This is a genomic window from Pseudomonas sp. KBW05 (assembly GCF_003852405.1).
Classification (GTDB): Bacteria; Pseudomonadota; Gammaproteobacteria; order Pseudomonadales; family Pseudomonadaceae; genus Aquipseudomonas.
Window position 1 is genome coordinate 18,438 of record NZ_QAJM01000008.1, and the last position, 21,264, is coordinate 39,701.

Consider the following 21,264-nt stretch of genomic DNA (forward strand, 5'->3'; position numbering starts at 1 on the left):
GTTCGCTACTCCTTAATCCGGCAGGCCCGGTGGGTTGATCAGCGACTTGTCGACGCGCTCCACATCCAGGCCCCAGCGTTGCAGGACCTGCTCGTATTGGCCGCCGGCAATCGCGCTTTCCAGGGCGGTGTGGATCGGCTTGATCAGGCCGTTGTCCTTGCGCGTGGTCACGGCGATGTCTGCCTGCAACGGCCAGCCGCCGTTGACGGTGCCGACACGCTTGATGCCGCCGGTGATCGCGGCGGAATAGGCGTACACCGAGTTCGGCCCGAACAGCGCATCACTGCGCCCGGACTGCACCGCCAGTTGCGCGGCAGCCTGGTCATCGAAGTACTGCAACAGCGCGGGCTTGATCCCGGCCTTCTCATTCGCCTCGTTCCACGCCAGCAGGACTTTTTCCTGGTTGGTGCCGGAGCCAACGATGATCTTCAGCCCGGCGATGTCCGGCGCCTGTTTGATCTCGTTGATCTTGCTGGTGCTCTTCACATAGAACCCGAGCACGTCCTGGCGATAGGTGGCGAAGTCAAAGCGTTTCTTGCGCGCTTCGGTCACAGTGACGTTGCTGATCACCGCGTCGTATTTGCCCGAGCTGACGCCCAGCGGCCAGTCTTCCCAACTGGTCTGCACCACGTTGAGTTGCAGGCCGAGGCTGTCAGCGACCAGTTGCGCGGTGTCGGCTTCGCTGCCGATGGTGGTCTTGTCGTCATTGGCCAGCAGCGCCAGGGGTGGCCCCGCCACGCCGGACACGGCCACGGTGAACTTGCCCGGCTGGGCGAACTTGAAGCCTGGCGGGATCTGCGCGATGGCGGCTTCGTTGCGCGGCACATGGATGCGCACGCGGTCGGGGCTGAGGTCCACCTGTTGCACGGCGAACGCACTTTGCGCAGCACTGACGGCCAGCGCCAGCAGGGCCACACGGGCAGTAGAAATAAACATGGGCAGTCACTCCTTGAACTAAAGCACCTTGCCGAGAAAGGCCACGGTGCGGGGATGTCGGGGTTGGCGGAAGATCTGTTCAGGCGGGCCTTCTTCGATGAGCTGGCCGTCGCAGAGGAACACCACGTGGTCGGCCACTTCGCGGGCAAAACCGATTTCGTGGGTGACGATCACCAGGGTCACGCCCAATTGGGTCAGGCCCTTGATCACATCGAGCACTTCGCCCACCAGCTCCGGGTCGAGGGCCGAGGTGGGTTCATCGAACAGCAGCACTTTCGGGTCCAGCGCCAGGGCGCGGGCGATGGCCACGCGTTGTTGTTGGCCGCCGGAGAGCTGGCGTGGATAGGCATCGGCTTTGTCTGAAAGGCCAACCTTGGCCAGCAACTCGGACGCCTTGGCCTGCGCCTCGGCCTTGCTCCAGCGCTTGTGGGCCAGGGGCGCCTCGGCGATGTTTTCCCAGGCGGTGAGGTGCGGGAACAGGTTGAAGTTCTGGAACACGAAACCGACGTCGATCCGGCGCTTGAGGATTTCCCGTTCTTTCAGTTCGTAGAGCAGGTCACCCTTGCGTCGATAGCCGACGTATTCACCGTCGATGGTGATGTGGCCGCTGTCGATCTTTTCCAGGTGGTTGATGGTGCGCAGCAAGGTGGATTTGCCCGAGCCCGACGGCCCGAGAATCACCGTGACCTTGCCCGGGTCAATGGTCAGGTGGATGTCTTGCAACACCTGCTGATTGCCAAAGCGCTTGCCCACGCCCTGGATTTGAATGCGACCGGCGCGGGCTTCACTCATGGGATTTCTCCTTGAGCCAGCGGCTGATGCGTTGCAACGGCGTCGGCGGCAGCACCCGTGCGGTGCCACGGGCAAAGTAGCGCTCGACGTAGTACTGCGCGCTGGTCAGCACGGTGGTGATGATCAGGTACCACACGGTCGCCACGATCAGCAGCGGGATCACCGCCTGGGTACGGTTGTAGATGACCTGCACGGTGTAGAACAGCTCGGGCAAGGCCAGCACGTAGACAATGGAGGTGCCTTTGACCAGGCCGATGATTTCGTTGAAGCCCGACGGCAGAATCGAGCGCAGCGCCTGGGGCAGAATGATGCGGAACACCCGGCGCGAAGCCGGCAGACCCAGCGCCGCCGCCGCTTCGTGCTGGCCAGCATCCACGCCGATCAGGCCGCCGCGAATGATCTCTGCCGCGTACGCCGCCTGCATCAAGCTCAAGCCCAGCACGGCCACGGTGAACTGGCTGAGCACATCCACGGTGGACCACTCGGCGAACACCACGCTGGTGAACGGCACGCCGAGCACGATGTGGTCATACAGATAAGCGAAGTTGTACAGAATGATCAGCACCAGCAGCGCCGGCATCGAACGGAAAAACCAGATATAGCCCCAGGCCAACGCCGCCAACAGCGGCGAGCCCGACAGCCGCGCCAACGCCAGCGCCGTGCCGAGGATCATGCTGAATACGGTGCTCAGCAGGGTCAGCAACAGCGTCTGGCCGAGGCCGCGCAGCACCGACGGCGAGAAGAACCACTGGCCGAACACGCCCCACTCCCAGCGCGGGTTGGTGGCCAGGGAGTGCACGATGCCCAGCAGAACCAGCGCGGCAAAGATCGACCCGGCCCAGCGCCAGGGGTGTCGCGCGGGGACGACTTGCAAGGTCTTGATGGGGGTGGCGACACGGGCCGGGCGAACCGGGCGCGCCTGTTCAATCAGGTCATAGGGTTTGGCGACGATGGGCATGTTCTCTTCCTCGCGGGTTGTGGCCTTAAAAGGCGTAAGTCAGCCGGGTGTAGTAATAACCGCCGGTGAAACCGAAGGGCGAATAGGTGCCGTAGCTGCTGACCATGGTGCTGCTCGGTACACCTTGTTTTTTCGGGTAGACGTCGAACAGGTTCTTCGCGCCAATGGCGACGTTGAGGTCTTTGGTGAGGTTGTAGCCAAGGTCCAGGTCAGTGATCCATTTGGCCGAGTAGACCCGGTCCAGGCTGCGGTCGGCGGAGACATTGACCTCCTTGTAGGAGCCGTAGCGGGTCAGGGCCAGGTTGAGGTTGAAGCGGTCGATGCTCCAGTCACCGCCGAGGATCAGCTTGGTGCTCGGTTGCACGCCGGTAATCAGGTTGCGCGCCTGGCGATCCATCAGGTCATAGGACGTGCCGAGGATCGTCGTGGACTCCTTGTAGTTGAGGATCCTGGTCTGGTTCCAGTTGAACGCGGCGGTCCACTTCAGCGCGCCGTATTCGCCGAGGTCCTGGCTGTAGTTGCTGACCAGATCGAGGCCCTTGGTGCGGGTGTCGGCACCGTTGATGAAATACTGGCCGCCGGACGTCGAAGTGATGCCATTGCCTTGCAGCACCTGGGTGATTTCCGGGCCGAGCAAGGTGCCGGTGAGGGTGATGCGGTCGCGCAGGTTGATCACGTAGGCGTCGGCGGTGAAGCTCAGGCGGTCGGTGGGTGTGAGGGTGAAACCAAGGCTGAAGTTGGTCGAGCGCTCGGGTTTCAACTCCTGGGCGCCGAGGGCCTGGGCGGCGCCCGACCCCACCGGCAGCACGCCGTAGTTGATCGACTGGTACACGCCGTCCACCACGCCATAGGTGGTGGAACGCGCACTGAACAGACTGTTGGCCAGGGACGGCGCGCGGAAGCCGTTGCTCACCGTGGCGCGCACGGCGAATTGCGGGGTGAAGTCATACCGGGTGGTCAGCTTGCCGCTGCGCGTGGCGCCGACGCCTTGGTTGTAGTGCTCGTAACGGAAGGCGGTGCCGACGTACCAGTCCGGTACCGGGTTGAAGCCCACATCCACGTAACTGGCCAGGCTGTTGCGCGAGGCGGTGGCTTCTTCGTCCGGCGAAATACCGTTGGTGACCTGCGCCCCGCTTGATGCGCAATTGCCCGGCGCCTTGCAGTAGCCGCCGTTGGCGTAGGACTCATAGTCACCGGCCTGCACCTCATAGGTGTCGCGCCGGTGTTCGAAGCCGTAGCTCAGGTCCAGCGGTTTTTGCAGGCCGATATCAAAGCCGCGCTTGAAGTCGAGGTTGGTGGTCAGCTCGGTGGAAATCCACGTGCCCGAGGTGAAGTGGTTCGGCGTGGCTTCGCCCAGGGACGGGTTCTGGTTGTGGGTGGTGCCCTGCTCCGCGTCGTTGCGCCCGTAGGTGGTGGACAAATCCCAGTCCCACTCGCCAAAGGTGCCTTTGCCACCGAAGGCGGCCTGGAAGTCGTCTTCGTCGATAAACCAGGTCGGCGTGTAGCCGCCCGGGTAGCCATTGGGGCCGGTGGTGATGGTGTTGGTGATGGTCGGCAGGCGGAAGTTCTGGCCCTGCTCGGCCTTGCGCCGCGAATAGGTGGTGAAGGAATACAGGCTGAAGTTGTCGTCCACCGGAAGTTCGGCGTTGTAGCCCAGGGTCAGCAGGTTGGTCTTCGGTGTGCCGTAGCCGCCGTACGTCGAACGGCCGGCCTGCTCGTAGGCCTGGGCGTAGGTGTAGCCGTTGGCGCTGGCCTTGTTGTCATCGTTCTGGCTGCGCGCGTCGAGCGCCAGTTGCACGATGCCGCCGTTGCCGATTTCGAAGCCTTTGTTGAGGCTCTGTTGCACGGTCTGTTTCTTGCCGTCGTAGCCTAGGCCGGCGTTGGTTACCGAAGTGCCGCTGGTGTCGGCCTTGAGGATCACGTTGATCACCCCGGCGATGGCGTCGGAGCCGTATTGGGCGGCGGCGCCATCGCGCAGCACTTCCACATGGTCGATGGCGCTGATGGGGATCAGGTCCAGGTCAGCCGGCGCCGCGCCGGTGTTGATGCCGTTGATGTTCAAGGTGGCGCTGGTGTGGCGGCGCTTGCCGTTGACCAGCACCAGCACTTCGGCGGCGCTCAGGCCCCGCAGGTTGGGGGCTCGGGCAATGCCGCTGGCGTCCCAACCGGTTTTTTCCGGCAGGGTCAGCGACGGGATCACCGCGCTCAGGGCCTCCATCAAACCGGGCTTGCCGGTGCTCTGCAATTGCTTGGCGCTGACCACATCGATCGGCACCGGGCTGCTGGTGACGGTGCGCTGCTCGGCGCCACGGTTGCCGGTGACGACGACGGTCGAGAGGGTGCTGTCGTCCTGGGCCTGGGCGGTGTTGGCCAACATGGCCAGTGCCAGTACGGCGGTGGGGGTTAACGCTTGCTTCATAGCCATGCCTGCATATTCAAATCGCGAAGTCGGGCAATCACGCGGTCGTGCGCGGTGCTCGTTTTTTGGGGGGTGTGGCGGCGATTTGCGGCTAAGGCGCGTGCGGAGTTTGTATCGGCAACATACGTTGAGTTCCCTTCCAACGATTCTGCTGCGGGCATGATTACCCGGTTATGGGAGCAGAATCTGAATCACGATGGGTACCATCCATGGTCAGGGGTAGGCTGTTGCGATCAAACATAACGGAATGGGTTTTGAAAATATAATGCTGTTTTGGTCTAAGCTAATATTCTTGGATTTCATTATTTTCTTATGATTTTATTCATATAAATAATGTCTCCATTGTATAAAGATCCAAATGTGGGAGCGGGCTTGCTCGCGAATGCGGTGGGTCAGTCGACAAATTCGGTGGCTGGCACGCCGCCTTCGCGAGCAAGCCCGCTCCCACATTGATCGTTCCCGTATTTGAGGCCCTCAGGCACTTTCCCGCGAGATCAGACGGCACTCCAGCAAATTCAAGCGCTGTACCTCCTCTTCCACCGGCAATACTCCCAGACTTTCCAATACCCGCGTGGCCGCCAACACACCGATTTGCAACGCCGGAGGCTTGATGGTGCTGAGGCTTGGCAGCAGCATGTGCGCGAAGGGGTAATCGCCGAAACCAAGCACCGCGCAATCTTGCGGAATGTTCAGCCCGGCGCGTTGCCCCGCCAGCAAGCCGCCGGCGGCGAGGTTGTCATTGGCGAAGAAGATCGCGTCAGGTGGCGCGGGGTGGCTCATCAGTGCGTCCATCGCCTGCTTGCCGGCTTCGAACGGCGCGCAACCTGCATCCGGCGCGAAGATCCAGGGCTGTACGCCCAGCTCGCTCAAGGTCGCCGCGAACCCATCACCGCGTTCCATTGCGCTGAAATCCCCCGCCGCACTGTTCTGCACGAAAGCGATGCGCCGATAGCCCTGGCCATGCAGGTAACGCGCGGCCGTGACGCCCACTTCGTAGTGGGAAAATCCGATCTGCAACGGCTCGCGTTCGGGCACGTAGTCCCAGGTTTCCACCACCGGGATATCGGCGTCGGCGATCATCTTTTCCGTGGCAGCGCTGTGGAATCGGCTGGTCAGCACCAACGCCGCCGGCGACCAGCCGAGAAAGGCGCGCACCGCACTTTCTTCCTGCTCGGCACTGAAGTAACTCGATGCCAACAACAGCTGGTACCCGTGCTGGCTGAGGGTGTCGCTGAAGCCCTGGATGGTGTCGGCAAAGATCGGCCCGGAGATGTTCGGGATCACCATCGCCACGATCCGCCCGCGTGCCGAGGCCAAGCCGCCAGCCACCAGGTTGGGCACGTAGCCCAGCTCGGCCACCACTTGGGCAATGCGCTCGCGACGCTCGGGTGAGACCTGCTCCGGCTGGTTGAAGTAACGCGACACGGTAATCGCCGACACCCCGGCCTGGCGCGCCACGGTGTTGAGGGTGACGCGCCCGGCGCCACGACGTTTGCGCGGTTTGTCTTCGCTCACGGGGAAATCCTGTTAGAAACCAAAAGGCATATAGGACTAATTTTTCAGTATTTGACGATCTAAACCAGTCCCACCAATAATGCCGATGTTAGCGCTAACAAAGCGCTTTGTCTGCTACTCGCTCGAGCGAATGCCAGAGACGAATTCACAGGCGTTGCCGTCGCAGAACGGCAACGGTTCAGGGCATTTTTTTCGAGCGGGCACAGCATGCACAACTTCCAACGCACAACGTTATTGATCCTGGCCGGGCTGACTGCCCTGCCCGCCTTTGCGGCGGATGAGCAGGAGCCGACGCTCAAATCGGTGACCGTCACGGCCACCCGCCGTGAAGAATCCCTGCAAAAAGTCCCGGTGGCGGTCTCTGTGCTCGACGGCGAACAGCTGGAACGCGACAACCGCAACGGCGTCGCCAGCATCGCGCAACAAGTGCCGTCGCTGAACTTTCGCACCGGCGCCTCCAACAAAGACACCTCTCTGTTCGTGCGCGGCGTCGGCACCATCTCCACCTCCCCCGGCGTGGAGCCGACGGTGGCCACGGTGATCGACGGTGTGGTCTACGCCCGCCCCGGCCAGGCCACCCTCGACCTGCTCGACCTGGAACGCATCGAAGTGCTGCGCGGCCCGCAAGGCACGCTGTTCGGCAAGAACGCTTCGGCCGGCGTGCTCAATATCACGAGCAAGGCGCCGACCGCCGAGACCCACGGCTATATCGACCAGTCCTACTACAGCGGCAACGAAAGCCGCACCCGCTTCGGCATCGGCGGCAGCCTGGTGCCCGATGTGCTCAAGGGTTCGGTCAGCACGCTGTTCGGCAGCTATGACGGCAACGTCGATAACCAGCACAATGGCCAAGAGGTCAACGGCTACAACCACAAGGGCATTCGCGGCAAGTTGGAATTCACCCCCAATGAAGACGTGAAGCTGACCCTGATCGCCGACTACATGCAGTCCCACGACGACGCGCCCAACGGCGTAGTGAGCAAGTCCCTGACCCCGGCGTTCACCAACGCCCTGAGCCCGGTGCGCGCCTCCAGCGACAACCGCGACATCAACACCGACACCCGCAGCCATGTCGAAGACACCAACAAAGGCCTGTCGGCCCAGCTCGACTGGAACCTCGGCGACTACATCCTGACCTCGATCACCGCCTGGCGCGGCTGGGACAACACCCAGTACCAGGACGGCGACCGCCTCGGCACAGTAACCGCTGCATTCCCCGGCACCGCCGACAAGGGCCAACTGGCGTTCAACCAGTACTCCCAGGAACTGCGCCTGGCCTCGCCTAAAGGTGAGTTCCTGGAGTATGTCGGCGGCCTGTTCTACATGCACGGCAAGGACGAAGAAACCTACCAGCGCACCCTCACAACCACCACGCGCACCGACCGTGGCATCGCCGACTACAGCACCACCAACGACAGCTACGCGGTGTTCGGCGAGAGCACGCTGAACTTCACTTCGCGCTTTCGCGGCATCGCCGGCTTGCGCTACACCCACGATGACCTGAAGTACGATCACCGCCGCGTCTCCACCTCGGCCACCACGGTCAGTGGGATTCAACCGGCCACGTCCAGTTCCGGCTCGGTGGACGAAGACGGCTGGTCCGGCCGCCTCGGCGTGCAGTACGACATCAGCGATAACGTCACCAGCTACCTGACCTACTCGCGCGGCTACAAAGGCCCGGCCTACAACGTGTTCTTCAACATGCAGCCGCGCGACACCGATGCGCTCAAGCCGGAAACCTCCAACACCTGGGAAGCCGGGATCAAGGCCACCGCCTGGAACAACCGCCTGACCACCAACCTCGCGGTGTTCCACAGCGATTACGACAACTACCAGGCCAACTTTTTCGACACCGTCGCAGGGCAAGTCGTGACCCGCTTGATCAACGCCGGCAGCGTCAGCAGCGAAGGCGTCGAGCTGGATTACGCCTTGCAGGCCACCCAGCAACTCAAGCTGTCCGGCGCCCTGGCCTACACCCGCGCACGCATCGACGAATTCGCCTGCCCCGCCGGCGCAGCAGCAACGTGCAACGTAAATGGCAAGCCGCTGCCGTACAGCCCGGACTGGAAAAGCTACGTACGCGCCGACTACAGCATCCCCCTGGATAACGGCCTGGATATCGAACTGGGCACCGACTACAGCTGGCAGAGCGAAGTGCAGTACGACATCAGCCAGAACCTCGACACCAAGCAAGGCGCCTACGGCATCTGGAACGCCAGCGTGGCCCTGGCCGACTACAGCAACGGCTGGCGCGTCGCCCTGCTGGCGAAGAACCTCGCCGACAAGTCCTACTCGCCGATGCTGGCCAGCGGCGGCAACTACATCTACCGCGCCGTGCCCCGTGACGATGAACGTTACTTCGGCGTGCAACTGCGCAAGGATTTCTAATATGAGCCGTCAACTGAAACTCGGCGCCTTCCTCATGGCCACCGGGCACCACGTCGCCGCCTGGCGTCATCCCGATGTACCGGCGAATGCCGGGCTGGATTTCGCCCAGTACAAGCACCTGGCGCGGGTCGCCGAAGCGGCCAGGTTCGATGCGCTGTTCGTGGCGGACAGCGTGGCGGCGGCCACCGGCGAGATCGCCAGCCATATGGCGCGATCGGATCACTTCGAGCCACTGACCTTGCTCTCGGCGTTGAGTGCAGTGACGGAGCACATCGGCTTGATCGCCACCGCCACCACGACCTACAACGAGCCCTACCATGTGGCGCGCAAGTTCGCCTCGCTGGATCACCTGTCCGGCGGGCGCGCAGGCTGGAACCTGGTGACCTCGGACGCCGCCGCCGAGGCGCAGAACTTCGGCCGTGATGAGCACCTCGGCCACGGCGAACGCTACAGCCGCGCCCGTGAGTTTCATCAGGTGGTGACCGGCTTGTGGGACAGCTGGGAGGACGACGCCTTTGTGCGCGACAAGGCCAGCGGCAACTACTACGACCCGGCGAAGGTGCATGTGCTCGATCACGTGGGCGAACACTTTCGCGTCAAGGGCCCGCTGAACGTCGCGCGCTCGCCTCAGGGCCAGCCGGTGATCGTGCAGGCGGGCTCGTCCGAAGCCGGTCGCGATCTGGCGGCGCAAACCGCCGAGGTGGTGTTTACCGCGCAGACGTCGCTGGAAAATGCCCAGGGGTTTTATGCCGACCTCAAGGGCCGTCTTGCGCAGTACGGACGGGAAGCGGACTCGTTGAAAATCATGCCTGGCGTGTTTGTGGTGGTCGGGCAAACCGAGGCTGAGGCGCAGGCGAAGTTCGAGGCGTTTCAGGATTTGGTTGAGCCCGAAGTCGGCGTCGCGCTGCTTGGGCGCATGCTCGGTAACTTCGACCTGTCCGGCTACCCGCTGGACGGGCCGTTGCCAGAGTTGCCACTGACTGACAGCGGCCAGCGCAGCCGTCAGCAGTTGCTCAGTGACTTGGCGCTTCGCGAGAATCTCACGCTGGCCCAACTGGGTCGAAAAATTGCCGGTGGCCGCGGGCACTACAGCCTGATCGGCACACCGGAGCAAATCGCCGACGAGCTGCAATGCTGGTTCGAAAACGGCGCCGCCGACGGCTTCAATATCCTGGTACCGCACCTGCCCGGTGGGCTGGAGGATTTCGCCCAGTGGGTGGTGCCCGAGCTGCAACGGCGTGGCCTGTTCCGTACCGAATACAGCGGCGCCACCTTGCGTGACAACCTCGGTTTGGCGCGCCCCGAAAACCGCTTTAAAAAGGACCGCCCATGAAGATTCGTGCACTGGTATTGGCCTTGCTGGCCGTGACCCAAACCGCCCTCGCCGCCGACCCTGCGACCCTGCGCATCGGCTACCAGAAAGGCTCCATTGCCCTGGTGCTGGCCAAGGAACACGGCCTGCTGGAAAAGCGCTTCCCACAGACTGACGTGAAGTGGATCGAATTCCCCGCCGGCCCACAGATGCTTGAAGCGTTGAACGTCGGCGCCCTGGACGTGGGTTCCACCGGCGACATCCCGCCGCTCTTTGCCCAGGCCGCAGGTGCGGACCTGGTCTACATCGGCGCCGAACCGCCCAAGCCCAGCGCCGAAACCATCCTGGTGCGCAACGACAGCCCGCTGCACTCAGTGGCGGACCTCAAGGGCAAGAAAGTCGCGTTCCAGAAAGGCTCCAGCTCCCACAACCTGATCCTGCGCGCACTGAACAAGGCCGGGCTGAGCTACAAGGACATCCAGCCGGTGTACCTGCCACCGGCCGATGCGCGGGCGGCGTTTGAGCGCGGCAGCGTGGATGCCTGGGCGATCTGGGAACCCTATTCGTCGTTGGCCCTGAGCCAGAGCCCGAGTCATGTGCTGGCTAACGGTGAAGGCTTGGGCTTGTCGGGGCCGGTATACACCGCGCGGCGCGAATACGCCAAGGCTAACGGCGCCTTTATCCACGATCTGCTCGGTGAACTCAGCAGCGCTGAAGCGCTGACCCGCAGCCAGCGGGAAGACAGCTTGAAGGTGCTAACCGGTTTTATGGGGCTGCCTGCCGAGGTGATTGCGCGGTACATGGACAATCGCCCGCCTTCGCCGATCTTGCCGATTGACGAGAAGATCATCGCGGCGCAACAGGCGACCGCTGATCTGTTCTACCAAAACCACCTGCTACCCAAAGCCATCGACGTCAACAAGGCCGTGTGGAGATCAGAAGCCAACTGAGATCTAAGTGTGGGAGCGGGCTTGCTCGCGAATGCGGGGTGTCAGTCAAAGATGCTTTAACTGATCCACCGCTTTCGCGAGCAAGCCCGCTCCCACATTTTCTGACCGCGTCAGGCTTGAGGGCGGGTGCTTTTTTCGATCAGACACATGGGAGTGCCAGCAATCGGTTCCTGCATCACCTGAACCTGCACATCAAACACCTGCCGCATCAGCTCAGCACTGATCACCTCCCCCGGCGCCCCATCGGCCACCAACTTCCCGCCATGCATCACCGCCAAGTGATCAGCATACCGGCAAGCCTGGTTGATATCGTGCAACACCGTAATCACGGTCTTACCTTCGGCGGCCAACTCCCCCATCAAGTCCAGCAACTCAACCTGATGACTGATATCGAGGTAGGTGGTCGGCTCATCCAGCAACACCACCGGCGCGTTTTGCGCCAACACCATCGCCAGCCACGCGCGCTGGCGCTGGCCGCCGGACAAATCCGCCAACGCGCGATCTGCCAAAACGTCGAGTTCCAGGCGCTGCATAGCCTGGGTCACATGGGACTGATCGTTGCCACTCAGCCGCCCCCACAGCGAGTTGTGCGGGCTGCGGCCATAGGCAACCAACTGGCGCACGCTGACCCCTTCCGGCACCGGCAGTACTTGCGGCAAAAACGCGATCTGCCGCGCCAATTGACGCGCGGAAAGGCTGGCGTAGGCCTGGCCATCTAGGGTCAGCTCGCCCTGGGTCGGCTTGAGAATGCGCGCAAACGCCTTGAGCAACGTGGACTTGCCGCAGCCATTGGGGCCGATCAATGCCGTGACCTTGCCCGCCGGCGGCGTGAACGACAGCCCTTGCACGATGCGCGTGGCGCCGTAACCGATATCGAGCTGGTGTGCCTGCAGAATACTCATGTGATCAGCCCTTGAACCGTGCCAGCAACCAAAGAAAATACGGCGCGCCAATCACCGCCGTGAGCACGCCGGCGGGGATTTCGCTGGGCGCGATCAAGGTGCGTCCCAGCGTGTCCGCCAGCACCAGCAACAACGCGCCGATCAGCATCGCCGCCGGCAGCAAAAATTGGTGGTGCCCGCCCACCAGCCTGCGCGCCATATGCGGCGAGACCAGGCCAATAAAACCAATCGGCCCGATCACCCCCACGCCCAGGCTGGTCAGCAGCACGGCGCAGGCCATCGCCAGCCAGCGCGTGCGGTTCAGCGCGGTACCCAGGCTGTGGGCCGCTTCGTCGCCAAGGGCGATCAGGTTCAGCGGCTTGGCCAGGCACAGGCCCAGCGGGATCAATACGAGGAACGGCAACACCAACGCTACATGGTGCCAGTTGCGGCTCCACAGGCTGCCGGTGAGGGCCAGCAGCGCGGTGTTGATATCCAGCGGGTGGGACAGGATCAGGAACTCGGTGACGCTGGACAAGGTCACCGCAATCGCCACCCCGGACAGCGCAAAACGCACCCCGGAAAAACTCACCCCGGTGTTGTACAGCGCCAACAGCAACGCCCCGCCCGCCCCGCCCAGGCACGCCACCAGCGGCAGCCAGGCAATCGGCAACTGCGGCCAGCTGATGATCGCCACGGTCAGCGCCAGCCCGGCGCCCTGGGTCACGCCGAGGATTTCCGGCGAGGCCAGCGGGTTGCGGATCACACCCTGCACAATCGCCCCGGCCAGGCCGAAGGCGGCACCGGCAAGGATCGCGATGAGGCTGCGCGGCAGGCGGTGGTTCCACACTTCGAAGTCGAGGGCGTCGTGGGCCAACAAGCGCTCCAGCACGACGCCGGGATTGAGCCACAAGGTGCCGGCGCTGAGGCTGATGAACGTCGCCAGCAGCAACAGGCCGAGCAGCAGCGACAGGCGCAAGGTCGGGCGGATCATAGGGCGCGCCTGGCAAGGAAGAGGAAGAACGGCGCGCCGATCAACGCGGTGACCACACCCGCCGGGGTTTCCACCGGGAAGGCCACGGCACGGCTGAGCAGGTCGGCGCCGAGCACGATCACCGCGCCCAATGCGGCACTCAGCGGAATCAGCCAGCGGTAATCATTGCCGAGGAACTGGCGCAGGATATTCGGCGCGATCAGCCCGACAAAACCAATCGGCCCCACCGCGCAGACACTCGCCCCCACCAGCAACAGGCTGGCGACAAACACCTGCAAGCGCAGACTGGCGATGCCCACGCCGAGGGAGCGCGCGGCGTCTTCGCCGAGGTTGATGAGGTTCAGCCGGGGTGCGCACCACAGCGCCCACAGGCCGCCGATCAAGGTGCACGGCCAGAGCAATTGCACTTGCGCGGCGCCGACGTTGGCCAGCGAACCGGCCAGCCAGTTGAGCACGCTTTGCGCCTGGGCCTCGACCAGGATCACCGTGAGTCGGGTCAGGGCCGCGCACAACGCCGCGACGGCCACGCCGGCCAATACCAGGCGACCTTGGGCGGTGGTCGGCGACCAGGCGCCGCCGAGGCTGAACACCGTGACCCAGGCCAACGCGCCGCCCACGCACGTCATCAACAACGCGCCACCGGCAAACGGCGGTGCGACCAAGCCGGTCGAGAACAACGCCAGGCCCAACGCAGCGCCGGCGGTCACCCCAAACAACGACGGCGAGGCCAGGCGATTGCGCGTGATGCCTTGCATCAACGCCCCGGCCAAGCCCAAGCAGGCACCGACCAACGCCGCACACACCGCACGCGGCACGCGCAGTTGGGCGACGATGTAGGCCATATTGCCGCCGACACTGCCCTGATGGACCAGGCCATTCCAAGCGTCCGTCGCCGTAATCGTGAACGGCGACCAGCTGTACAGCGAGTACCAGAACAACACGGCGCCCAGCAGCACGATACCCGCCGCCGCGAAACTGCGCTGCACGCTTATTGACTCAATACGGCTTTGCCGCCTTTGAGAATCGCCAAGGCGTCTTCGGCGATCTGCTCCGAGGCCATTACCCCACGGTTGCGCGCCCAACTGTCGCCGTCCACTTCGGCGACGTGCTGATTGCGTACGGCGCCAAGCACTTGCCACAGCGGCTGCTTGCTCCAGCTATCGACGATGCTTGGGCGACGGTAATGGCCCACCAGCAACCAGCCGGGATCGAGGGCCAGCAGTTGTTCCAGGCTGACGAACTCCGTGGGCGCCGCGTTGGCGCGTACCGACGGCACTTTCAAACCGATGGCTTGCAGCACGCTGCCGGCGTAGGAGTCCGGGCCGTGCACGGAAAAGCTGTCTTCACGGGCGACGCCAAACAGCACGCTGGCGCCGGCGGGGATTTGTTGTGCGATGGCCTTGAGGTTTTCGCGGTTTTTTTGGATACGCGCGTCCATCTCTGCGCTCTTGCCCAGCGCCTTGCCGATCAGCTCGGCGGATTTCAGGCTGCCCTGATAATCCTCACCGCGCGACGGCAACAGCAGCGTCGGGGCGATGCTCGACAGGTCGCTGTACAACGCCTGGTGGCGGTTGAGGTCGGCAACGATCAAGTCCGGCTTGAGCCGGGCAATTTCCTCGATGCTCGGCTGCGAGCGCAGGCCCACGGACTTCCACTGGCCGATGGCCTGGCGCACACGGGGCAACACGCGGTTAGCGTCGCCATCATCGGCGGCACCTACGGGCGTCACGGCCACGGCGGCGAGGCTGTCGAGAAAGGAGAATTCCAGCACCACCACGCGCTTGGGCGCATCCGGCAGATGCACGGCGTGTTGGCCGTCATTGAGGTCGATGGGCGCAGCGCTGAGCACGCTTGAAGAAAACGCCAGGAGGCAGGCGGCCAGGATGGGGATGGAGCGCAGCATTCGCATGAAGAGGACCTCGGCGTTGAAACACCCAGGCTAGACAGGCCTGGGAAAACGGCGGGTACTATTCCATATTGGGGCGGTGTGATCAAAAAACATTCTCATTGCCGCCGCAAAATGTGTGTGGCTTGTGTGGGAGCTGGCTTGCCTGCGATAGCATCACCTCAGTGCATCTGATACACCGAGGTGTCTGCATCGCAGGCAAGCCAGCTCCCACATGGGCCAGTTCCCACCCAAGCCCGCGCCCGCATGTTGATCCGTGTTTAGAAATCGACAGTGGCCGACAGCAGGTAGGTGCGTGGTGTTGCCAAAGTCAGACCCGGCTCGCTGTCATCCGACGCACCAGCCGAACTCCAGTAGCGTTTATCCGCGACGTTTTCCACATTGGCACGCAAGGTCACGTGCTTGTCGTCCACCTTGAAGGCATACCGCGCGCCCACGTCGATGCGGTTCCAGGCGTCGATTTCCTTGACGTTGGACTGGTCCAGGTACTGCGAGCTGGAATGGATGCCACGGCTGGTCAGGGTCACGCCTTCCAGGCCCGGCACGTCCCATTCGGCGCCGAGGTTGACGTTGTACTTGGGCGTGGCCGGGGCGCGGTTGCCGTCCCAGGTGCCGTTGGTGGTGTCTTTGAGTTTGCTGTCGATGTACATCACGCCGCCGAGCAAACGCACACCCTTGAGCGGTTCGCCGAACACACTCAACTCGGCACCGGCGTTCTCGCGTTTGCCGTTGGGCCCGAACAGCTTCGTGGTGGCGTTGGTTTCGTAGGCGGGTTGCTTGATGCGGAACACCGCCGCCGTCACGGCGAAGGCGCCGGCGTCGTACTTGGCGCCGACTTCAACCTGACGGCTGATGAACGGCGGGAAGATTTCGTCGCTGTTGCTTGAGGTGGTCGGCGCGATCTTGCCCTGGCTCAGGCCTTCCATGTAGTTGGCGTACAGCGACAGCCGGTCGGTGGCCTTGAACAGCAGCCCGCCGGAGGGCGAGAGTTTTTCTTCGTCGTAGGCGGTCTTGCCTTTGACGCCATTGCTCCAGTCGTCCACCTTGACCCGCTGCCAGCGTGCGCCGAGGGTCAGCAGCAGGCGGTCGTCGAAGAAGCCCAGGGTGTCGGACAGGGCCACGCCGCTGAATTTGTTTTCGGTGTAGACCTTGGCGTCCTGGCGCGTGGCAATGGATGGCGTCGGGGTTTGCACCGGGTTGTAGAGGTTGCTCGACGACTCGCCATAACGCGCGCCGCCGTTGGTGAAGTCCATGTAGAAATAGCTGGCCGCCAGGTTGACCTCATGGCTCACCGGCCCGGTGTGGAACCAGTTGCGCACGCCGGCCGTGTAGGTGCGCACGTTTTCATCGCGGGTGAAGTCACGGGGCTGCACTTTGAAATCGCCGGCGGCGTTGCTGACGGAGACGGCGTGACGCAGGAAGTCGTGGTTGCTTTTACGCGCGCCGACGCCGCCGTAGAGCATCACGTTGTCGCTGAGGTCGTACTCGCCGTTGAAGGTGCCGAAGGTGTCGTTGGTGCGGGCCTTGCTCCAGGCTTGCGCATAGTTGCGGCGTACGTCGCTGGCCTTCGGCACGGGTGCGGCGGCGGCCACCTGGACACGCTCCTGGGGTGAATCGGTGTCACGCTCGGTGTGGCCGATGTCGGTGGAAAGGCGCAGGCGTTCGCCGCGAAAGTCCAGGCCGAGCACGGCCATTTCGCGGTCTACGCTCTGGTGATCCCAGGCGGTATTGCCGGCTTGCTTCACGCCGTTGAAGCGGATGCCGAACTTGTTGTCTTCGCCGAAGCGTCGGCCCACATCCACTGCGCCGCCCGCTTGGCTTTCCGAGGCCCAGGTGCCGGTGAATGAGGTGATGTCCTTGTCGGTGGCGCGCTTGGGCACCACGTTGATCCCGCCGCCCACGCTGCCACGGGGCGAGATGCCGTTGATCAACTGGGTCGGGCCTTTGAAGATGTCGACGCGGTCGGCCATTTCCATATCGATAGTGTAGGTCGGCAGCACGCCGTAGAGGCCGTTGTAGGACACATCACTGTTGAACAGGCTGAAGCCGCGAATGGTGAATTGCTCGTAACGCCCACCGGCCGGGTTGGTGGCGCGGACCGAGGGGTCGCTGGCGATCAGTTTGCCGAGGGTGCGCGCTTGCTGGTTTTTCACCGCGTCGGCGGTGTAGGTGGTGATGCTGAACGGGGTTTCCATAAAGTCCCGCGTGCCCAGCATGCCCTGGGCGCCACGGCGTGCCACTTGGCCGCCGGCGTAGGTATCGCCGTCGTACAGGCCGGTGGTGCCGAGAATCGAGGTCGGCGCCAGCTCCAACGTGCTGCCGTCCGGCACCGGCACCAGCATGTAGGCGTGCTCGCCCATGGCTTGCAGTTGCAGGCCGGAGCCTTGCAGCAGCCGCGCGAAGCCCTCCTCCACGCCATATTCACCGGCCAGGCCGCTGCTGCTGCGGCCGCTGACCAGCGCCGGGTCCACAGACAGGTTGACCCCTGCCAACCCGGCAAACCGGGTCAGCGCCGCACTCAGGCTGCCGGCCGGCACCTGGTAACTGCGGCGGGCGTCGTCGGCGTAGCTGACGGTGGCGAATAACGGGCTGGCGCTGAGGCTCAGCAGCAGGCTCAGTTTCAGCAAGGGGCGGACTACAGGCATTGGCGCAAGCTCTCGATAATGTGTACTTACCTGGAATGACCGCCGACGCGAAAAAAAGGGACAGGTGATTTGCATTATTTTTCAGCGCCCGCCAAATACCTCGCTGTGTTGCTCGGCCATGGCCAGCAGCGCGTCCACCACCACCCGCACTTTGGGTTGCACATAACGGGTGTGTGGCCAGATCACGTGAATCGGCATGGTCGCTCCCGCACAGTCGTCGAGCACCGTGACCAACGCGCCGCTGCGCAGGTGTTCGGCCACCAGCCAAGTGGGCAATTGGCACAAGCCGGCGCCGTCGAGGGTCGCCTGCAGCATCACTTCACCGTCGCCGAACTCATGGCGCACCCGCACTTCCTGTTCTTCCACCACGCCCTTGGCGTTCGTCAGCAGCCAGGTCTTACGCAGCCCGCTGCGCCAGCCAATGATGCAGTCGTGCACCAGCAGGTCGGCCTTGCTCTGCAACGGCGCGGCCGCTTGTAGATACTGCGGCGCGGCGCAAATCACCAGGCGTTGCTCGCCCAGGCGCCGGGCGACCAGTTCCGGGTCGTCGCGCAGGTCGCCGATGCGTACCGCGAGGTCGATGCCGTCGTTGACCATGTCCACTTTGCGCTCGCCGAAAGTTATGGTCAGGTCCAGTTGGGCATAACGCCGGGCCAGCGCGATCAACATCGGCGCGATATGCCGGCGGCCGAACGCTGCGGGCAGGTCGATGCGCAAACGCCCCTTGGGCTCGGCGACGCCGCTGAGAAAGCTGCCTTCGACCCCGCGCAATTCCTCCATGATCCGCAGGCAACTGGCCAGGTACACCTCGCCTTCATGGGTCAGGTTCAACTTGCGCGTGGTGCGGTGCAGCAACTTGATGCCCAGGCGTTTCTCCAGGCGGCTCACGCTTTTGCCCACGGCCGAGCTGGTCACGCCCAACTGCAAGGCTGCGGCGGTGAAGCTGCCCAGTTGCGCCGCGAGGATAAATTCGGGGATGCCGTCGAATTGCAGGGTGTCCATGGGCGCCTCTACCTGGGAAAGCCTGGATTCTATCCTGACAGGATCAACTGAGCGTATTTATCGGGGATTAATCCAACCGCCACGCTGGAATAAGCTGGTCATCATTGTTCAATGACCACCCCAGCGAGGTCCCATGCACGCCGATCTGAACCGTCTCGTCACCCTGGAAGCCATTCGCACCCTGCGCCTGCGCTACTGCCATCACCTCGACACCCACGACATGGAGGCGCTGGCGCAGTTGTTTACCGAAGACGCGGTATGCCACGTCGCCGGAGCCGGCTGGACCGGCCGCGACGCGATCAAGGCCGGGCTGTCCCAGGCCTTTCGCGACTTTGATACGCAGCAGCGCGGCCGTTATCCGTTCCTGCATGCCGTGTCCAACCACTGGGTCGAGATCCTCGACGAGGACCGCGCGGAAGGCCGTTGCTACCTGACCGACTTCGTCACCCAGCGCCCGACCGGGGACAGCCCATTGCTGCTGCTCGGCGTGTACGTCGATGAATACCGCCGCGTGCAGGGCGAGTGGTTGATCAGCAGCACACGCCTGGACGTGGTGTGGCCACAGGCGTCCTGAACCTTCATCACTTGCGGAGAATTCCCATGAGCAACCTGTTCCAACCCTACAACCTTGCCGGCACCGTGCTGGCCAACCGCGTGGTGATGGCGCCGATGACCCGCGCCCGTGCGCTGGACGACATCCCGGATGAACACACGGTGCTGTACTACGCACAACGCGCCAGCGCCGGGTTGATCATCAGCGAAGGGGCACCGATTTCCCGCGAGGGCTGCGGTTACCTGTTCAACCCTGGGTTGTACAACGATGCGCAAGTCCAAGGCTGGCGCCGGGTCACCGATGCGGTGCATGCCAAGGGCGGCAAGATTTTTGCGCAGTTGTGGCATGTGGGGCGCGTGTCCCATGTGTCGATCCAGCCGGACGCGGGTGCGCCTGTGTCATCGGTGGCGGTGCCTGCCGCTCGGTCGAATGCTTATGCGTGGGTCGCTGAAGGCCAGCCGGGGCCGGTGCAGGCCAGTCTGCCGCGAGCCCTTGAGGCCGATGAAGTGCGGCGCGTGACAGCCGACTTTGTCAGCGCCGCACGCCGCGCGATGGACGCCGGTTTCGACGGCGTCGAATTGCACGGTGCCAATGGCTATTTGTTCGAACAGTTCCACAACGGCGCGCTGAATACCCGCACCGACGAATACGGTGGTTCCATCGCCAATCGCCAGCGCTTCCTGCTGGAAACCCTTGATGCGTTGGCCGCCGAGATTGGCAGCGCGCAGGTCGGCGTGCGCCTTTCGCCGTTCGGTCGGCTGTTCGATATGCACCCGTACGCGCAAGAAGCCGAGGCTTGGCTAAGCCTCGCCGAGGCACTGAATACGCGCAGCCTGGCCTATGTGCATTTGAGCGATCAACTGACGATTGGCGCAGAAGCGATTCCCGCCGGGTTTGCCACGCAATGGCGCCAGGCCTACCAGGGCACGCTGATCGCGGCGGGCGGTTTCACGCGCGCCCTGGCCGAAGCCGTCTTGGCAAAAGGCGATCTGGACCTGGTGGCATTCGGGCGACCCTTCATTGCCAACCCGGACCTGGTGGAGCGCATGCAGCACGACTGGCCGCTGGCCGAAGGTGATCGCGCCACGTTCTACGGCATCGACGGTAACCCGACGCGGGGCTACACCGACTATCCGCCCGCCAGCGTTACGCCGGCACCTGCAAGCCAACCTTGACCCGATCCAGCGCGACCAGGGTCTTGAACCACTTCACATTGGGGTTCTCGGCAAACAGCTGCCCGGCGAGGTCCTGGTATTCCTGCATGCTCGCCACGTTGAGCACCAGCACGAAATCCGCCTCGCCGGTGACGTAGTAACACTGCTGCACCTGAGGTACGCAGAAGCTGGCTTTGGTCGCCGCCAGCGCTTCGGCGCTGGTGCGCTCCACGGAAACCTCGGCAATGATGGTGATCGGCTTGCCGGCTTTGGCCGGGTCGACCACCGCGACATTCGCGATGATCACCCCGCCCTCTTCCAGGCGCTTGATCCGCCGCTGCACCGCGGCGGTGGAGAGGTTGACCTTTTCGGCCAGGGTACGCAGGGGCACGGCGTTGTCATGCTGGACCAGGGCCAGGATCGACCAGTCGAAACCGTCCAGGTCCAGCGTGGAAGATGCGGGTTTGGCCATCGGGGGACGTGCTCGACAGGGTGAGGGGGTTTGTCGAACACCGCCTCGATTTGGAGAGCGGTGACGAGTTGGGCGCCAATACTAGCCCAAGTGTGCTGTTGTACGGGTGCAAGGCTGGGTGCGATGTTGCCTGGGCTGGCGTCTTCGCAGCGATGCGGCGACCCGACAAGCCAGCTCCCACATTTGAACGGTGTGCACCTGACACAGCCTGTAAACCCAATCCCATGTGGGAGTTGTCGAGCTTTAGCGAGGCTACGAAGGCGGTGGGTCAGGCAATAGAGGATGTTGCCTGTGCCGCCGCTTTCGCAGGCAAGCCAGCTCCCACATTTGAACGGTGTACACCTGACACAGCCTGCAAACCCAATCCCCTGTGGGAGTTGTCGAGCT

The 21,264-nt window shown here is 63.5% G+C and carries 17 protein-coding genes; 5 read left to right on the forward strand and 12 right to left on the reverse strand.

The window, feature by feature from the left end; translation table 11 throughout:
• Positions 1–12: 12 nt before the first annotated feature.
• The 5 genes from DBR46_RS07760 to DBR46_RS07780 form a co-directional block, all read right to left on the reverse strand.
• Positions 13–936 (reverse strand): ABC transporter substrate-binding protein, encoded by a 924-nt coding sequence (locus DBR46_RS07760; protein WP_124525686.1) that lies wholly within the window; start codon positions 934–936, stop codon positions 13–15.
• A gap of 18 nt (positions 937–954) precedes the next feature.
• A complete protein-coding gene (locus tag DBR46_RS07765; RefSeq protein ID WP_124525687.1) occupies positions 955–1,728 on the reverse strand; it encodes an amino acid ABC transporter ATP-binding protein in 774 nt (257 codons plus the stop codon).
• Positions 1,721–2,686, reverse strand: coding sequence for an amino acid ABC transporter permease (locus tag DBR46_RS07770; protein ID WP_017737031.1), 966 nt, complete (start codon positions 2,684–2,686; stop codon positions 1,721–1,723). Before DBR46_RS07770 ends, DBR46_RS07765 begins: the two co-directional genes overlap by 8 nt.
• 25 nt (positions 2,687–2,711) lie before the next feature.
• Entirely contained in the window at positions 2,712–5,105 is a 2,394-nt protein-coding gene (locus DBR46_RS07775) for a TonB-dependent siderophore receptor (protein WP_124525688.1), read from the reverse strand.
• A 474-nt stretch (positions 5,106–5,579) separates the two neighbouring features.
• A complete protein-coding gene (locus DBR46_RS07780) occupies positions 5,580–6,620 on the reverse strand; it encodes a LacI family DNA-binding transcriptional regulator (protein WP_124525689.1) in 1,041 nt (346 codons plus the stop codon).
• A gap of 207 nt (positions 6,621–6,827) precedes the next feature.
• On the opposite strand from DBR46_RS07780, the gene DBR46_RS07785 reads away from it, so the two are divergent.
• From DBR46_RS07785 to DBR46_RS07795, 3 genes are read left to right on the forward strand one after another with little or no spacing between them, the layout of a single operon-like run.
• The gene (locus tag DBR46_RS07785; RefSeq protein ID WP_124525690.1) at positions 6,828–9,008 is read left to right on the forward strand and encodes a TonB-dependent receptor; all 2,181 of its coding nucleotides are present in this window, start codon (positions 6,828–6,830) and stop codon (positions 9,006–9,008) included.
• Position 9,009: 1 nt separating this feature from the next.
• Positions 9,010–10,341 carry an LLM class flavin-dependent oxidoreductase gene (locus DBR46_RS07790; protein ID WP_124525691.1) on the forward strand — a complete coding sequence of 444 codons (1,332 nt, stop codon included), beginning with the start codon at positions 9,010–9,012 and terminating at the stop codon, positions 10,339–10,341.
• On the forward strand, positions 10,338–11,270 hold the full coding sequence (locus DBR46_RS07795) for a sulfonate ABC transporter substrate-binding protein (protein ID WP_124525692.1): 933 nt from the start codon (positions 10,338–10,340) through the stop codon (positions 11,268–11,270). Before DBR46_RS07790 ends, DBR46_RS07795 begins: the two co-directional genes overlap by 4 nt.
• A gap of 110 nt (positions 11,271–11,380) precedes the next feature.
• Here the strand turns inward: DBR46_RS07795 and fecE are convergent, their stop codons facing one another.
• The 6 genes from fecE to DBR46_RS07825 form a co-directional block, all read right to left on the reverse strand.
• Positions 11,381–12,172, reverse strand: a complete 792-nt coding sequence (gene fecE / locus DBR46_RS07800) for a Fe(3+) dicitrate ABC transporter ATP-binding protein FecE (RefSeq protein ID WP_124525693.1) — start codon at positions 12,170–12,172, stop codon at positions 11,381–11,383.
• A 4-nt stretch (positions 12,173–12,176) separates the two neighbouring features.
• Entirely contained in the window at positions 12,177–13,145 is a 969-nt protein-coding gene (locus DBR46_RS07805) for an iron chelate uptake ABC transporter family permease subunit (RefSeq protein WP_124525694.1), read from the reverse strand.
• Entirely contained in the window at positions 13,142–14,131 is a 990-nt protein-coding gene (gene fecC / locus DBR46_RS07810; RefSeq protein WP_124525695.1) for an iron-dicitrate ABC transporter permease FecC, read from the reverse strand. Before fecC ends, DBR46_RS07805 begins: the two co-directional genes overlap by 4 nt.
• Before the next feature lie 2 nt (positions 14,132–14,133).
• On the reverse strand, positions 14,134–15,048 hold the full coding sequence (locus DBR46_RS07815) for a Fe(3+) dicitrate ABC transporter substrate-binding protein FecB (RefSeq protein ID WP_124525816.1): 915 nt from the start codon (positions 15,046–15,048) through the stop codon (positions 14,134–14,136).
• Between the two features lie 263 nt (positions 15,049–15,311).
• The gene (locus DBR46_RS07820; RefSeq protein WP_124525696.1) at positions 15,312–17,696 is read right to left on the reverse strand and encodes a TonB-dependent receptor; all 2,385 of its coding nucleotides are present in this window, start codon (positions 17,694–17,696) and stop codon (positions 15,312–15,314) included.
• Positions 17,697–17,777: 81 nt separating this feature from the next.
• Entirely contained in the window at positions 17,778–18,698 is a 921-nt protein-coding gene (locus DBR46_RS07825) for a LysR family transcriptional regulator (RefSeq protein WP_124525697.1), read from the reverse strand.
• 133 nt (positions 18,699–18,831) lie between these two features.
• Between DBR46_RS07825 and DBR46_RS07830 the strand changes: the two genes are divergently transcribed.
• Together DBR46_RS07830 and DBR46_RS07835 are read left to right on the forward strand one after the other, a co-directional pair.
• Positions 18,832–19,272 (forward strand): nuclear transport factor 2 family protein, encoded by a 441-nt coding sequence (locus tag DBR46_RS07830; RefSeq protein WP_124525698.1) that lies wholly within the window; start codon positions 18,832–18,834, stop codon positions 19,270–19,272.
• Positions 19,273–19,298: 26 nt separating this feature from the next.
• Positions 19,299–20,426, forward strand: coding sequence for an alkene reductase (locus DBR46_RS07835; protein WP_124525699.1), 1,128 nt, complete (start codon positions 19,299–19,301; stop codon positions 20,424–20,426).
• Here the strand turns inward: DBR46_RS07835 and DBR46_RS07840 are convergent.
• Positions 20,398–20,877: an Lrp/AsnC family transcriptional regulator gene (locus DBR46_RS07840; RefSeq protein WP_124525700.1), complete on the reverse strand. Its 480-nt coding sequence runs from the start codon at positions 20,875–20,877 to the stop codon at positions 20,398–20,400. The genes DBR46_RS07835 and DBR46_RS07840 overlap by 29 nt on opposite strands.
• Between the last annotated feature and the right edge of the window lie 387 nt (positions 20,878–21,264).